Genomic DNA, 15284 nt, shown 5'->3' on the forward strand with positions numbered 1-15284 from the left:
CCCGCTTTCATCCAAAGATCGTATGCGGTATTAATCCGGCTTTCGCCGGGCTATCCCCCACTACTGGACATGTTCCGATGTATTACTCACCCGTTCGCCACTCGCCGCCAGGATTGCTCCCGCGCTGCCGTTCGACTTGCATGTGTAAGGCATGCCGCCAGCGTTCAATCTGAGCCAGGATCAAACTCTTCAGTTCAATACCTGTTACTGTTTTCGGTCTCTCTCGAGACCGGTCGCTCACTCAAAGCTGACAGGTTCTGAAATAAATTCAAAAACCTGACTTACTTTCGTGTGAGACTCTTGATACTTTTGCTGCTCCCGACATCGCTCCGAAGAACCATATCGGGTCGCCACCGCATCAAGCGCCCACACTTATCGGCTGTAAATTTTTAAAGATCGTTCGCGAAAGCGCCGTTAAAACTGACTAACTACCGGCTTCTTTCTGCGTTGCTGCGTCAGCAGCAGAGAAACGAGATTATGAAGAATCCTTTTCGCTTCGTCAACCCCTTTTTTTCGCTCACCGCTTAAAAAAGCTGCCGACTCCTGCGTCCGCCGGTTTCCGCGGCGGCCTTCGCTGCCCTGACGTCAGAGACATCGAACTGCGAAGGGGGCGAATCTTATCGCCCCCGCCGGCGCTGTGCAAGGGGGTGGCGAAAATAATTTCGATCGCCATTCCCGGCGATCGAATTTCCCAAGCAATTACTTGTTCTTGAACGCGGGCTTGCGCTTCTCGACGAAGGCCGCCATCCCTTCCTTTTGATCTTCCGAAGCGAAGAGCGAATGGAACAGCCGGCGCTCGAAGTGCACGCCTTCAGCCAGCGTCGTCTCGTAGGCGCGATTCACCGACTCCTTCGCCATCATCACGGCGGGCAACGAGAATTCGCAGATGGTCGCCGCCGCGGCCAGCGTTTCGTTCAGCAACTCTGCCGCAGGAATCACACGAGATACGAGCCCGGCGCGCTCCGCCTCTTCCGCGCCCATCATCCGCGCAGTCAGGCACAGGTCCATCGCCTTCGCTTTCGACACCGCGCGCGGCAGGCGCTGCGTACCGCCCGCACCCGGAATCACACCCAGCTTGATCTCGGGCTGGCCGAACTTCGCCGTATCGGCGGCGAAGATCATGTCGCACATCATGGCCAGCTCGCAGCCACCACCGAGCGCGAAACCCGCGACCGCCGCGATGATCGGCTTGCGAATCGAGCGGATCGTCTCCCAGTTACGCGTAATGTAGTCGCCTTTGTACACATCCATGAAGGTGTAGCTCGCCATCATCCCGATGTCCGCGCCCGCGGCAAACGCCTTTTCGCTACCGGTGATGACGATCGCGCCAACGCCCTCATCGGCGTCGAACGCCTTGAGTGCCGCGCCCAGTTCGTCCATGAGCGAATCGTTTAGCGCGTTGAGCGCCTTTGGCCGGTTCAGCGTGATCAGGCCGACCTTGCCTCGCGTCTCGACCAGGATGTTTTCGTACCCCATAACTCCTCCTTCCATCAAAAGAAGTCCCCAAAAAAATTTTTTACGCCGAACTTTGACTAATGCTAACATTGGCCAACCAACCGGTCGGTCAATTAATTGGCACGGGCCCTGTCCAACCTCTCAATCAACGTTGAGCCATGACACATTCGCTGTTCGCCAAGCATGAGGGCGCGCTTCAAAAAGCGCTTGCCGCCATCGAGACCCGCGGCTACTGGAGCCCGTTCGCCGAAATGCCTAGCCCCAAAGTGTACGGGGAAACCGCTAGCGCAGATGGCGAAGGCGCGTTCAAGGCCCACCTGAATCACACCTTCGAACTCGACCAGCCGTCGACGGGCGAAACCGTCGGCAGCGAGGCCTCGCCGTTTGGCTTTGCGCTCGGCTCGCGCTATCCGAAGTCGACGCCGGACCAGTTGATCGCAGCCGCACAGCAAGCCCAGCGCGACTGGCGCGCCGCCGGCCCGCAGGCATGGGCAGGTGTGAGCCTCGAGATCCTCGAGCGCCTGAACCGCGCGAGCTTCGAGATCGCCTTCAGCGTGATGCACACGACCGGCCAGGCGTTCATGATGGCCTTCCAGGCCGGCGGCCCGCACGCTCAGGACCGCGCGCTGGAAGCCGTCGCCTACGCCTACGACCAGCTGCGCCGCATTCCCGCCGACGCGCACTGGGAAAAGCCGCAGGGCAAAAACCCGCCCCTCGCGATGCAAAAGCGCTTCACCATCGCGCCGCGCGGCACCGGCCTCGTGCTCGGCTGCTGTACCTTCCCGACCTGGAACGGCTACCCCGGCCTTTTCGCCGATCTCGCGACGGGCAACACGGTCATCGTCAAGCCGCACCCGGGCGCGATCCTGCCGCTCGCGATCACCGTGCGCATTGCGCGCGACGTGCTGCGCGAAGCCGGCTTCGATCCGAACGTCGTGACGCTGCTCGCCACCGATCCCGACGACGGCGCACTGGTGCAGCAGCTCGCACTGCGCCCCGAGATCAAGCTGATCGACTTCACGGGCAGCACGCAAAACGGCGACTGGCTCGAGCGCAATGCGCATCAGGCGCAGGTCTACACGGAAAAGGCCGGCGTGAACCAGATCGTGATCGACTCCGCGGACGACCTGAAGGCCGTCGCCCGCAACATCGCGTTCTCGCTGTCCCTTTACTCTGGCCAGATGTGCACGGCCCCGCAGAACATCTATGTGCCGCGCGACGGCATCCGCACCGCTGAAGGCCAGATGAGCTTCGAGTCCGTCGCCCAGGCGATCGCCGGCGCCGTGCAGAAGTTCGTCGCCGATCCGGCGCGCGCCGTCGAGGTGCTCGGCGCGATCCAGAACGAAGGCGTGACGGCTCGCATCGACGAAGCCCGCGAGCTCGGCACCGTGCTCGCCGACAGCCAGACGCTCGAACACCCGCAGTTCGCCGGCGCACGCGTGCGCACGCCGCTCGTGCTTTCGCTCGACGCAGCCCGCGACGCCGCCCAGTTCACGCGCGAATGGTTCGGCCCGATCTCGTTCGTGATCGCCACGGATTCGACTGCCCAGTCGCTCAAGCTGGCCGGCGAGACCGCGCGCGACCACGGCGCGCTCACGTTTTCCGTCTACAGCACGGACGACGCCGTGATCGAGGCCGCGCACGAGGCCGCCCTGACCGGCGGCGTGGCGCTCTCGATCAACCTCACGGGCGGAGTGTTCGTGAACCAGTCGGCTGCATTCTCGGACTTCCACGGCACCGGCGCGAACCCCGCGGCGAACGCCGCGCTCGCCGACGCAGCGTTCGTGGCGAACCGCTTCCGCGTGGTTCAGAGCCGTGTTCACGTCGAACCGAAAGCGGTCCCCGCAGTTGCCAGCTGATCGGCCCATGCCGCTCAGCCGAATGGCGCCCGATTGCCCATCCCTCTAGCATGCAAGGCGTGAGCGCACTTCCGCGCTCGCGCCCCAGGAACCCGAGATGACCGAAGCCTATATCTGCGACGCGATTCGCACCCCGTTCGGCCGCTACGGCGGCGCCCTGAAGGACGTCCGCGCAGACGACCTCGCCGCGGTGCCCATCCGCGCGCTCGTCGAGCGCAATCCCGGCGTGGACTGGAGCGCGCTCGACGACGTGCTCTACGGCTGCGCCAACCAGGCCGGCGAAGACAACCGCAACGTCGCGCGCATGGCCGCGCTGCTCGCGGGTCTGCCGACCGACGCGCCGGGCGGCACGCTCAACCGCCTGTGCGGCTCGGGCCTCGACGCCGTCGGCAGCGCGGCGCGCGCGATCAAGGCGGGCGAAGCGCGCCTCATGATCGCGGGCGGCGTGGAAAGCATGACGCGCGCGCCGTTCGTCATGGGCAAGGCGGCTTCGGCGTTTTCGCGGGAAGCAGCCATCTACGACACGACCATCGGCTGGCGTTTCGTCAACAAGCTGATGAAGCAGCAGTACGGTGTCGATTCGATGCCGGAGACGGCGGAAAACGTCGCGGAAGAATTCGGCATCAATCGCGCCGATCAGGACGCGTTCGCGCTGCGCAGCCAGCAGAAAGCGGCCCGCGCGCAGAAGGACGGCACGCTCGCGCAGGAAATCGTCGCGGTCGAGATCGCGCAAAAGAAGGGCGACCCCGTGCGTGTAACGCTCGACGAGCACCCGCGCGAGACTTCGCTCGAATCGCTCGGCAAGCTCAAGGGCGTCGTGAAGCCGGACGGCACGGTCACTGCGGGCAACGCCTCGGGCGTCAACGACGGCGCCTGCGCCCTGCTGCTCGCCAATGACGAGGCCGCAAAGCAGTATGGCCTGCGCCGCCGCGCGCGCGTGCTCGGCATGGCGACCGCCGGCGTCGCGCCTCGCATCATGGGCATCGGCCCAGCGCCCGCTACGCAGAAGCTGCTCAAGCAGCTCGGCATGACGCTGAATCAGTTCGACGTAATCGAGCTCAACGAGGCGTTCGCCTCGCAAGGTCTCGCCGTGCTGCGCGCACTCGGCATTGCCGACGACGATCCGCGCGTGAACCCGAATGGCGGCGCGATTGCACTGGGCCACCCGCTCGGCGCTTCGGGCGCGCGTCTCGTGACGACGGCGCTCCATCAGCTGGAGCGCACGAACGGACGCTTCGCACTTTGCACGATGTGCATCGGCGTCGGCCAGGGCATCGCCCTCGCAATCGAACGCGTCGAGGCATAACGTACGCAGTATCGACCGGCCGCCGGGCGATGCGTTCGGCGGTCCCAGGCAGCTTTGCATGGGACCAGAGTAAGCGCTGAAGCGCTAACTGTGGTCGACAAGGAGACAACCGATGCCCTACGATGCGATTCGCGTCGAAATCGACGCATCCACTCGCGTGGCCACGATCACGCTGAACCGCCCGGACAAGCTCAACAGCTTTACGCGCGCCATGCACCGTGAGCTTGTCGCAGCGCTCGACGAGGTCGCCGCAGCCGGCGCGCGGGCCCTTGTGCTGACGGGCGCGGGCCGCGGCTTCTGTGCGGGCCAGGATCTTGCCGATCTCGACTTCACGCCGGGTGCGATGACCGATCTCGGCGACCTCATCGATGAGCATTTCAATCCGCTGATCAAGCGCCTGCAGGCGCTGCCGATGCCCGTGATCGCCGCCGTCAACGGCACCGCGGCCGGCGCCGGCGCAAATCTAGCCCTCGCCTGCGACCTGGTGCTCGCCGCACGCTCGGCAAGCTTTATCCAGGCGTTCGTGAAGATCGGCCTCGTGCCCGATTCCGGCGGCACGTGGTTCCTGCCCAAGCGCGTGGGCGTGGCGCGCGCGCTCGGACTCGCCATGACCGGCGAAAAACTCAGCGCGGAAAAGGCGGAAAGCTGGGGCCTCGTCTGGCAAGTGACCAACGACGCGGAACTCGCGCAAACGGCCGGCGCGCTCGCCGCACGCCTCGCGCAGCAACCGACGCGCGCCATCGTCGCCACGCGCCAAGCGCTGCGCGCATCGGCCACGAATTCGCTCGACCAGCAACTCGATCTCGAACGCGATCTGCAGCGCGAACTGGGCGCTTCATACGATTACGCAGAAGGCGTGCAAGCCTTCATCGAAAAACGCGCACCACATTTCGAGGGCCGCTGAGATGTCCACGCAAGTCTCGCAACTGTCAGAGGGAGACGGCATGTCGCCCGACGAACTCGCCCGCGCGGCCGCGCAAGCGATGTACGAATCGGACGGCTGCACCCGCGCGCTCGGCATGGAACTCCTCGAAGTGCGCGCCGGTTACGCGCGCCTGCGCATGGCCGTGCGCCCCGAGTTTCTCAACGGCCATCAGACCTGCCACGGCGGGATGATCTTCTCGCTCGCGGATTCGGCGTTCGCCTTCGCGTGCAATTCATACAACATCAACACCGTCGCGGCCGGCTGCTCGATCGAGTTCCTGCGTCCCGTGCTGAGCGACGAGGTATTGACCGCGGAAGCCGTCGAACAGGTGCTATCGGGACGCAACGGGGTGTACGACATCTGCGTGAGGAACCGGGCAGGCGAAACCGTCGCGCTATTCCGGGGCAAGTCCGCGCAGATTCGCGGCAATGTCATTCCAGTGGCAACGTGAAGCGGGTTTCCCCCTCTCGATTCCCCACGCGTCACGAGTAAAGTTCTTAAGATCCAGGAGACACCCATGAGTACCACGCTGCCGCTCGAACCCATCGAAAAGGCGAGCCGCGACGAGCTTGCTGCACTGCAACTCGAGCGCCTGAAATGGTCGCTGAACCATGCTTACGAGAATTCGCCGGTCTATCGCCGCAAATTCGACGAAGCCGGCGTGCATCCGTCGCAGGTGCAGTCGCTCGCCGATCTCGCGCGCTTCCCGTTCACCACGAAGAAGGATCTGCGCGACAACTATCCCTTCGGCATGTTCGCAGTGCCGCAAGACCAGATTTCGCGCATCCATGCGTCGTCGGGCACGACGGGCAAGCCGACCGTGGTGGCCTACACGGCGCGCGACATCGACACGTGGGCGAACCTCGTCGCGCGTTCGGTGCGCGCAGCGGGCGCGAAGCGCGGCGACAAGGTGCACGTCAGCTACGGCTATGGTCTCTTTACGGGCGGCCTGGGCGCGCACTACGGCGCGGAACGCGCGGGTCTCACCGTCATCCCGTTCGGCGGCGGCCAGACCGAGAAGCAGGTCCAGCTGATTCAGGACTTCCGTCCTGACATCATCATGGTCACGCCGAGCTACATGCTCGCTATCGCCGACGAAATGGAGCGCCAGGGCATCGACCCCGCCACCTGTTCGCTGCGCATCGGCATCTTCGGCGCGGAGCCGTGGACCAATGAAATGCGCCGGGCCATCGAGCAGCGCATGGGCATCACGGCCGTCGACATCTACGGTCTTTCGGAAGTGATGGGCCCGGGCGTCGCCTCGGAATGCGCGGAGACGAAAGACGGCCCGACGATCTGGGAAGATCACTTCTACCCCGAGATCATCGACCCGGAAACCGGCGAAGTGCTGCCCGACGGCGAATTGGGCGAGCTCGTCTTCACCTCGCTCACGAAGGAAGCGCTGCCCATCGTCCGTTACCGCACGCGCGACCTCACGCGTCTGTTGCCCGGTACGGCGCGCACCATGCGCCGCATGGAAAAGATCACGGGCCGCTCGGACGACATGCTGATCATCCGCGGCGTGAACGTGTTCCCCACGCAGATCGAGGAACTGCTGCTCAAGCAGCCGGCGCTCGCACCGCACTATCAGATCGTCCTGACAAAGGAAGGTCCGATGGACGTGATGTCGCTCAACTGCGAACCATGCCCGGAAACCGCGCCCGACTACGGCGCGCTCGACGCGGCCAGCAAGGCGCTCGCTTATGACATCAAGGCGCTGATCGGCGTGACGTGCAAGGTGAACGTGCTCGAAGTGAACGGCATCGAACGCTCGGTTGGCAAAGCCCGGCGAGTCATCGACAAGCGGCCGAAGTAACAGCGGCCCGCAACGCGTAGCAAAAGAAAAAGCCGGCAAGCGCCGGCTTTTTCGCTTCACGTGCGCAACGCAAGCGCCACTACGATCACGAGTTCGGGAACAGCAGCCACATGCGGCCGCCCTGCTTCATCTTGCCGGCGAGATCGCCGGCGTCGTCGCCGAGGCCCCAGAAGTAGTCGGCGCGCACGCCGCCCCTGATCGCGGTGCCCGTGTCCTGCGCGAATACGAGCCGGTTGAGCGGCGTATTCGTTAGCGGGCGCGTGGTCTGGAGAAACACCGGCGTGCCAAGCGGGATCGACGACGGATCGACGGCAATCGAGCGTTCCGGCGTGAGCGGCACGCCGAGCGCACCGATCGGGCCATCCGCGCCGCCCTGCGCATCGCCCTCGGAGCCGGCCATCTCGCGGAAGAACACGAAACGCGGATTGGTGTCGAGAAGCGCGTCCACGCGCGTCGGGTTCGCGCGCGCCCATGCCTTGATGCCCTGCATGGTCGCCTGCGCGGGCGTGAGTTCGCCGCGGTCGAGCAGCCAGCGCCCGATCGACTTATACGGCTGGTTGTTGGTGCCGCCAAAGCCCACGCGCATCACGCTGCCGTCTTCCATCACGACGCGCCCGGAGCCCTGCACCTGCAGGAAGAACGCTTCGATCGGATCGTCCACCCACACCAGCTCGTTGCCGTTGAGCGCGCCCGAGCGCTCGAGCTGCGCTCGCGGCGGCATCGCGGCGCCCGGACGATAGCCGGACGGCCAGCGATACAGCGCGGTCTGATAGATGCCGTGACGCGTGCGCGAACCGTGCAGCAGCGGTTCGTAGTAGCCGGTTACAAGACCGTCGAGCGTGCCGTCGTTGTTGGCGAACTGATAGGGGGTGAAATACGTTTCGAAGAATGCACGTGCGCTCGAGGCGTCAAGGTCGTCGAGCTGCGAGGCCGCCGAGCACGCGCGCTGCCAGCGAGGATCGCGCGCGAGACGCGTGCAGTTCGCGCGCAGCGCCGCGGTCACTCCGATCAGCGAGTCTTCCTGCCAGCCCGGCACCTGCTGCCAGGCGACCGGCGTGAGACGCTGCCCGGCGAGCTGCGAGGGAAGCGTGGGCGTACCCTTGGGCGGCACGTTGCGCACGTAGCTCGGGCCACCGCATGCGGCAAGCAAAGCCGCCAGCGAAACCGCGCCCAACCATCCGCCTAACCGCAGACCCAGGCGGCTCCCTCCACGCCGAAGCGCCGACCCGACGCAATATCGCACCGGTGTGAATCCCGGCATTACCGGGGCATCGAGACCGAAATCGACGTCAAAATCACGCCTACAATATTGGCTCTCGATGGATGCCGCCATGTCAGAACTGCTCGACGAATACCCGATGCTCATGTTTGGTCTGGAAGCGCTCCTTGCGCTGTTCCTGCTGATCTTCATCGTTGTGTGGACCGCGTCGGGCAGGAAGAAGCAAGCCTCGCGCGACGATCGGCGTCAGGACTAGCAGACCCCGATTTCTCGCGGCGGTTCAATGCAGCGTGCGCGGCATGCGCAGCACGAACTCGGGCACGGGGGCCTCGAAGCGCTCGGCGTCCTCGGCGACACAGAAGTACTCCCCGCGCATGGTGCCCACCGGGGTCGCGATCACGGCCCAGCTCGTGTACTCGAACTGCTCGCCCGGCTTCAGAAGCGGTTGGTGACCGACCACGCCGAGCCCCTTCACTTCCTGCACGTGACTGTCGCTGTCGGTGATCACCCAGTGGCGCGCGATCAACTGGGCGCTCACCTGGCCGGTATTGCGAATGGTCAGCGTGTACGCGAAGGCAAATTGCCGGCGCTCCGGGTCCGATTCTTCGGGCAGGTAGCGCACCTGCGACGTCACGCTAAATTCGTACTGGCTCATCCTTGTTCCATTCGCTTAGGCGCGGCTGCTGAGTCCGTTGACTGAGACGCCCGCGCGGCAAGGCGCTCGCGAGCGCGCCGCGAGGCGCGGCACATGGTTTGGCATTCTGCTTGATGCAACGGGCACCCGCAACCCGGCGCGGCCCGCGGCACCCGCCGCGAAACGCTCTCCTACTGACGGTAAAATACGGTTTTCCGACAGTTTCCCGATGGCCGCCATGACGCAATTCCGCATCGCTCCCAGCATTCTCTCCGCCGACTTCGCGCGTCTTGGCGAGGAAGTCCGCAATGTCGTCGCTGCCGGCGCCGACTGGATCCATTTCGACGTGATGGACAACCATTACGTGCCGAACCTCACCATCGGCCCGCTGGTGTGCGAGGCGATCCGCCCGCACGTGAGCGTGCCCATCGACGTGCATCTGATGGTGCGCCCGGTCGACCGCATCGTGCCCGACTTCGCCAAGGCCGGCGCGAACCTCATCAGCTTCCACCCGGAAGGCTCGGACCACATCGACCGCACGCTCTCGCTGATCCGCGACCACGGCTGCAAGGCGGGCCTCGTGTTCAACCCGGCCACGCCGCTGAATTACCTCGACCACGTGATGGACAAGCTCGATCTCGTGCTCATCATGTCGGTCAATCCGGGCTTCGGCGGCCAGTCGTTCATCCCCGAGGCGCTCAACAAGCTGCGCGAGGCGCGCGCGAAGATCGACGCCTACACGGCCCGCACGGGCCGCGAAATCCACCTCGAAGTGGACGGCGGCGTGAAGGTCGACAACATCGCCGAAATCGCGGCGGCTGGCGCGGACACCTTCGTGGCGGGCTCGGCGATCTTCGGCAAGCACGACTACAAGACCGTGATCGACGAGATGCGCGCGCAACTCGCGACCGCGGCAAACGCAAAATGAACGCCCCCATCAGGTTCACCGCGCCGCGCATCGAAGCGGCGCTGATCGACCTCGACGGCACGATGGTCGACACCGCCGACGACTTCGCCGCCGGCCTGAACGGTATGCTCGCGCAGCTCGACGCCGATGAAACCACGCGCGAGGAAGTGATGGGCTACGTGGGCAAGGGCTCGGAGCACCTGATCCGCAGCGTGCTCGCGCCGCGCTTTGCCGCGGACAACGTCGAGGCGCGCTTCGACGAAGCGCTCGCGCTCTACCAGGACGAGTACGCGAAGATCAACGGCCGTCACACGCATCTGTACCCGGACGTCGAAGCGGGCCTCGCGGCGCTGCGCGACCAGGGCATCAAGCTCGCGTGCGTGACCAACAAGCCGCACCGCTTCGCCGTCGAGCTGTTGCAGCAATACGGCCTCGCACAGTACTTCGAAGTGGTGCTCGGCGGCGACAGCCTCGCGAAGAAGAAGCCCGACCCGCTGCCGATGCTCACCGCCTGCGAGCGCCTGGGAGTCACGCCAGCGGCAGCGGTGGCGATCGGCGATTCGGAGAACGATGCGATCGCGGGCCGCGCGGCCGGCATGGCCACGCTCACGGTGCCCTATGGCTATAACCACGGCCAACCTGTACAAAAAATCGAATCGGATGGTATAGTTGCCTCGCTGCTCGACGCCGCCAAGGCAGTCGCAGCGCACAATGATCTGACTTAAGTTCTCAACTGAACGTCAACTATCCTCATGTTTCTGAATAAAAAACGGAGTCTGAGCACGATCGACCGGGGAGCCTGGCCCTGGCGTCGCTGGTCGCGCTAACCTCATCCGAGGTTCGCTGAAGTTGCGTATTCGTCTTTCTTCAGCACCGTTTTTTACTTCGCTGCGCACTCGCGCGTGTCTCGACTCTAAACTGTTGCGGTAACCCGTCGGCTGGTCCGGCCGTTGGCTTTCGTGGTCCCTTGCGTGTCGTTTCGCCGTTCGCGGCGAAGTGCGCAAGGCGCGATCGGCTACGCCTCACCTTCCGTCGATGTACCGCACGCCGGCCCGGCAAGCGCTTCATCATGAGCGCGATCCTGGGCCGCACGAGCGAGCGCCAGCGGCCATCAAGCACTCAAAAACAAACGCCTCGCGCTCACCGCGCGCCCCGTTTTGAGCCGCACTGGGCCCGCACCGCGACTGGCAGCACGAACAGGACCGGAACATGACCGAACTCGAATTTCAGTCCCTCGCCAACGAGGGCTACAACCGCATCCCGCTGATCGCCGAAGCGCTCGCCGATCTCGAAACGCCGCTCTCGCTGTATCTCAAGCTCGCGCAGCCGGAGCGCGGCGGCGCCAATTCGTTCCTGCTGGAGTCCGTGGTGGGCGGCGAGCGCTTCGGGCGCTATTCGTTCATCGGCCTGCCGGCGCGCTCGCTGATCCGCACGCGCAACGGCGTTTCGGAGGTCGTGCGCGACGGCCAGGTGATCGAGACGCACGACAGCGATCCACTCGAATTCATCGCGAACTACCAGGCGCGCTTCAAGGTCGCGCAGCGTCCGGGCCTGCCGCGTTTCTGCGGCGGTCTCGCGGGCTACTTCGGCTACGACGCGGTGCGCTACATCGAGAAGAAGCTCGCCGACACCTGCCCGACCGACGACCTCGGCCTGCCCGACATCCAGTTGCTGCTGACCGAAGAGGTCGCCGTCATCGACAATCTCGCGGGCAAGCTGTACCTCATCGTCTACGCCGATCCGCAAACGCCCGAGGCCTACACCAAGGCGAAGCACCGCCTGCGTGAACTCAAGCAGCGCCTGCGCACCACGGTGCAGCCGCCGGTGACCTCGGCGAGCGTGCGCACCGAAACGTTCCGCGAGTTCAAGAAGGACGATTACCTCGCCGCCGTGCGCAAGGCGAAGGAATACATCGCCGCGGGCGAGCTGATGCAGGTGCAAGTGGGCCAGCGCCTCAGCAAGCCGTATCGCGACAATCCGCTGTCGCTCTACCGCGCGCTGCGCTCGCTCAACCCGTCGCCGTACATGTACTACTACAACTTCGGCGAATTCCACGTGGTGGGCGCGTCGCCGGAAATTCTCGTGCGCCAGGAAAAGCGCGGCGAGGACCGCATCGTGACGATCCGTCCGCTCGCGGGCACGCGGCCGCGCGGCAACACGCCCGAGCGCGACGCCGAACTCGCGACCGAGCTGCTCAACGACCCGAAGGAAATCGCCGAGCACGTCATGCTGATCGACCTCGCGCGCAACGACGTGGGCCGCATCGCCGAGATCGGTTCGGTGGCCGTCACCGACAAGATGATCATCGAGAAGTACTCGCACGTGCAGCACATCGTGAGTTCGGTGGAAGGCAAGCTCAAGCCCGGCATGAACAATTTCGACGTCCTGCGCGCCACCTTCCCGGCCGGCACGCTCTCGGGCGCGCCGAAGGTTCGTGCGATGGAACTGATCGACGAACTGGAGCCGGTGAAGCGCGGGCTCTACGGCGGCGCGGTCGGCTATCTTTCGTTCAACGGCGAGATGGACCTCGCGATCGCGATCCGCACCGGCCTCATCCACAACGGCAATCTGTATGTGCAGGCCGCCGCGGGCGTGGTTGCCGATTCGGTGCCCGAGTCCGAATGGCAGGAAACCGAGAACAAGGCGCGCGCCGTGCTGCGCGCCGCCGAGCAGGTGCAGGACGGCCTCGACAGCGACTTCTGAGCGGAGAAAAGACCATGTTGCTCATGATCGACAACTACGATTCGTTTACCTACAACATCGTCCAGTACTTCGGCGAGCTCGGCGAAGACGTTCATACGTACCGCAACGACGAAATCACCATCGACGAAATCGCGAAGCTCAACCCCGCGCGCATCTGCCTCTCGCCCGGACCGAGCAACCCGCAGCACGCGGGCATCACGCTCGAGGTGTTGCGCGAATTCGCAGGCAAGACGCCGATTCTCGGCGTGTGCCTCGGCCATCAGGCGATTGGCGAAGCGTTCGGCGGGCGCGTCGTGCGGGCAAAGACCATCATGCACGGCAAGGTGAGCCAGATCGAAACCGACTGCAAAGGCGTGTTCGCCGACCTGCCGAAGCACTTCAACGTCACGCGTTATCACTCGCTCGCCATCGAGCGCGAGTCGCTGCCCGACTGTCTCGAAGTGTCGGCCTGGACCGAAGACGGCGAAATCATGGGCGTGCGTCACCGCGAGCTTGCGGTGGAAGGCGTGCAGTTCCATCCGGAATCGATTCTCTCGGAGCACGGCCATGCCCTCTTCGAGAATTTCCTGAAGCAAACCAAGAGCGCTTGACCCGGAGGCGACTAATCATGATTACCCCGCAGGAAGCGCTCCAGCGCACGATCGAGCATCGCGAGATTTTTCACGACGAGATGCTCCACCTCATGCGCCTCATCATGCGCGGCGAGCTTTCGCCCGTGCAATCGGCGGCCATCCTCACCGGCCTGCGCGTGAAGAAGGAAACCATCGGCGAGATCACGGCCGCGGCGACGGTGATGCGCGAGTTCGCGAATCACGTCGAGGTGAAGGACAACTCGAACTTCATCGACATCGTCGGCACCGGCGGCGACGGCTCGCACACGTTCAATATCTCCACGGCTTCGATGTTCGTGGTCGCCGCAGCCGGCGCGAAGGTCGCCAAGCACGGCAACCGGGGCGTCTCCAGCAAGTCGGGCAGCGCGGACGTGCTCGAAGCGCTCGGCGTGAACATCGACCTGCAGCCGGACCAGGTGGCCGCCTCGATCGCCGAAACGGGCGTGGGCTTCATGTTCGCGCCCAACCACCATCCCGCGATGAAGAACATCGCTCCCGTGCGCCGCGAACTGGGCGTGCGCACGATCTTCAACATCCTCGGGCCGCTCACGAATCCGGCCGGCGCGCCCAATCAGCTGATGGGCGTGTTTCATCCGGATCTCGTCGGGATTCAGGTGCGCGTGATGGAGCGCCTTGGCGCAAAGCATGTGTGCGTCGTCTACGGCAAGGACGGCATGGACGAAGTCTCGCTCGGAGCGGCCACGCTCGTCGGCGAACTGAAGGACGGCCAGATTCGCGAGTACGAGATTCATCCCGAAGACTTCGGCATGCAGATGGTCTCGAACCGTTCGCTCAAGGTCGAAAACGCCGACGAGTCGAAGGCGATGCTGCTCGGCGCGCTTTCGAACGAGGCGGGCACCGCGCGCGAGATCGTCGCGCTGAACGCGGGCACGGCGCTCTATTCGGCGAACGTGGCGGACTCGATCGCGGAAGGCATCACGCTTGCGCGTGAAACGCTCGCAAGCGGCCGCGCGCGCGCCAAAGTCGACGAACTGGTACGCTTCACGCAACAGTTCAAACGCTGATCCAGCACCGTTTTTTGCCCCCGAACATCATGAGTGACATCCTCGAAAAGATCATCGCGGTCAAGCGCGAAGAAGTGCGCGCCGCCGAGCAGAGCGCCCCGCTCGAAGAACTGCGTCTGCAGGCGAGCACGCGCGACCTGCGCGATTTCGTCGGCGCGTTGCGCGCGAAACACGACAACGGGCAGGCCGCCGTGATCGCCGAAGTGAAGAAGGCGAGTCCATCGAAGGGCGTGCTGCGCGAAAACTTCCAGCCCGCCGAAATCGCGCGCTCGTACGCCGAGGGCGGCGCGGCCTGCCTCTCCGTGCTGACCGACGTGCAGTTCTTCCAGGGCAGCGCCGCGTACCTCGAAGCCGCGCGCGCCGCGTGCAACTTGCCGGTGCTGCGCAAGGATTTCATCGTCGATCCGTATCAGGTCCTCGAGGCCCGCGCGATGGGCGCCGACGCGATCCTGCTGATCGCCGCCGCGCTCCAGCCCGGCGAAATGCGCGACCTCGAAGCATTCGCGCATTCGCTCGGTCTCGCGGTGCTCGTCGAAGTGCACGACCGCGCAGAACTCACGCACGCGCTGACGCTGAAGACGCCGCTCATCGGCATCAACAATCGCAATCTGCGCACGTTCGAAACCACGCTGGATACGACCATCGGCATGCTCGACGACGTGCCCGAAGACCGCATCGTCGTGACCGAGTCGGGCATTCTCTCGCGTGCGGACGTCGAGAAAATGCGCGCGCTTTCCGTGCACACGTTCCTCGTGGGCGAGGCGTTCATGCGCGCCGAACAGCCGGGCGCGGAACTCGCCCGCATGTTCTTCTGATCGCGCGAC

At 64.7% G+C, this 15284-nt stretch carries 15 protein-coding genes and 1 rRNA gene; 12 read left to right on the forward strand and 4 right to left on the reverse strand.

The features are described 5' to 3' along the window. A 16S ribosomal RNA gene (locus M3I53_RS20015) occupies positions 1-196 on the reverse strand; the annotation flags it as partial. A 503-nt stretch (positions 197-699) separates the two neighbouring features. Further along, the gene (locus tag M3I53_RS20020; RefSeq protein ID WP_254317621.1) at positions 700-1476 is read right to left on the reverse strand and encodes an enoyl-CoA hydratase; all 777 of its coding nucleotides are present in this window, start codon (positions 1474-1476) and stop codon (positions 700-702) included. A 137-nt stretch (positions 1477-1613) separates the two neighbouring features. Between M3I53_RS20020 and paaN the strand changes: the two genes are divergently transcribed. From paaN to paaK, 5 genes are all read left to right on the forward strand, one after another. Beyond that, the gene (paaN, locus tag M3I53_RS20025; RefSeq protein WP_254317622.1) at positions 1614-3314 is read left to right on the forward strand and encodes a phenylacetic acid degradation protein PaaN; all 1701 of its coding nucleotides are present in this window, start codon (positions 1614-1616) and stop codon (positions 3312-3314) included. Between the two features lie 97 nt (positions 3315-3411). Next, the gene (pcaF, locus tag M3I53_RS20030) at positions 3412-4620 is read left to right on the forward strand and encodes a 3-oxoadipyl-CoA thiolase (protein ID WP_254317623.1); all 1209 of its coding nucleotides are present in this window, start codon (positions 3412-3414) and stop codon (positions 4618-4620) included. A 112-nt stretch (positions 4621-4732) separates the two neighbouring features. Beyond that, entirely contained in the window at positions 4733-5524 is a 792-nt protein-coding gene (gene paaG, locus M3I53_RS20035) for a 2-(1,2-epoxy-1,2-dihydrophenyl)acetyl-CoA isomerase PaaG (protein ID WP_254317624.1), read from the forward strand. 1 nt (position 5525) lies between these two features. Beyond that, a complete protein-coding gene (paaI, locus tag M3I53_RS20040; protein ID WP_254317625.1) occupies positions 5526-5996 on the forward strand; it encodes a hydroxyphenylacetyl-CoA thioesterase PaaI in 471 nt (156 codons plus the stop codon). Between the two features lie 66 nt (positions 5997-6062). Further along, a complete protein-coding gene (gene paaK, locus M3I53_RS20045) occupies positions 6063-7361 on the forward strand; it encodes a phenylacetate--CoA ligase PaaK (protein ID WP_254317626.1) in 1299 nt (432 codons plus the stop codon). A gap of 85 nt (positions 7362-7446) precedes the next feature. Here the strand turns inward: paaK and M3I53_RS20050 are convergent, their stop codons facing one another. Continuing rightward, positions 7447-8727: a murein transglycosylase A gene (locus M3I53_RS20050; RefSeq protein WP_254317627.1), complete on the reverse strand. Its 1281-nt coding sequence runs from the start codon at positions 8725-8727 to the stop codon at positions 7447-7449. Between M3I53_RS20050 and M3I53_RS20055 the strand changes: the two genes are divergently transcribed. Further along, the gene (locus M3I53_RS20055) at positions 8693-8836 is read left to right on the forward strand and encodes a hypothetical protein (protein WP_165822966.1); all 144 of its coding nucleotides are present in this window, start codon (positions 8693-8695) and stop codon (positions 8834-8836) included. The genes M3I53_RS20050 and M3I53_RS20055 overlap by 35 nt on opposite strands. A gap of 24 nt (positions 8837-8860) precedes the next feature. Here the strand turns inward: M3I53_RS20055 and apaG are convergent, their stop codons facing one another. Beyond that, a complete protein-coding gene (apaG, locus tag M3I53_RS20060) occupies positions 8861-9235 on the reverse strand; it encodes a Co2+/Mg2+ efflux protein ApaG (RefSeq protein ID WP_254317628.1) in 375 nt (124 codons plus the stop codon). Between the two features lie 217 nt (positions 9236-9452). On the opposite strand from apaG, the gene rpe reads away from it, so the two are divergent. From rpe to trpC, 6 genes are all read left to right on the forward strand, one after another. Next, positions 9453-10142, forward strand: a complete 690-nt coding sequence (gene rpe / locus M3I53_RS20065) for a ribulose-phosphate 3-epimerase (protein ID WP_254317629.1) — start codon at positions 9453-9455, stop codon at positions 10140-10142. Next, on the forward strand, positions 10139-10846 hold the full coding sequence (locus tag M3I53_RS20070; RefSeq protein ID WP_254317630.1) for a phosphoglycolate phosphatase: 708 nt from the start codon (positions 10139-10141) through the stop codon (positions 10844-10846). Before rpe ends, M3I53_RS20070 begins: the two co-directional genes overlap by 4 nt. 484 nt (positions 10847-11330) lie before the next feature. After that, complete coding sequence (gene trpE, locus M3I53_RS20075) at positions 11331-12824, forward strand: anthranilate synthase component I (protein WP_254317631.1); 1494 nt, start codon at positions 11331-11333, stop codon at positions 12822-12824. A gap of 14 nt (positions 12825-12838) precedes the next feature. Continuing rightward, on the forward strand, positions 12839-13414 hold the full coding sequence (locus tag M3I53_RS20080; RefSeq protein WP_254317632.1) for an aminodeoxychorismate/anthranilate synthase component II: 576 nt from the start codon (positions 12839-12841) through the stop codon (positions 13412-13414). 14 nt (positions 13415-13428) lie between these two features. Further along, positions 13429-14460, forward strand: a complete 1032-nt coding sequence (gene trpD / locus M3I53_RS20085) for an anthranilate phosphoribosyltransferase (protein WP_254317732.1) — start codon at positions 13429-13431, stop codon at positions 14458-14460. Positions 14461-14489: 29 nt separating this feature from the next. Then, the gene (trpC, locus tag M3I53_RS20090) at positions 14490-15275 is read left to right on the forward strand and encodes an indole-3-glycerol phosphate synthase TrpC (RefSeq protein ID WP_254317633.1); all 786 of its coding nucleotides are present in this window, start codon (positions 14490-14492) and stop codon (positions 15273-15275) included. Positions 15276-15284: the final 9 nt, after the last annotated feature.

Origin of the sequence: Paraburkholderia sp. CNPSo 3272, assembly GCF_024206495.1 — a bacterium.
Taxonomy (GTDB): Bacteria; Pseudomonadota; Gammaproteobacteria; order Burkholderiales; family Burkholderiaceae; genus Paraburkholderia.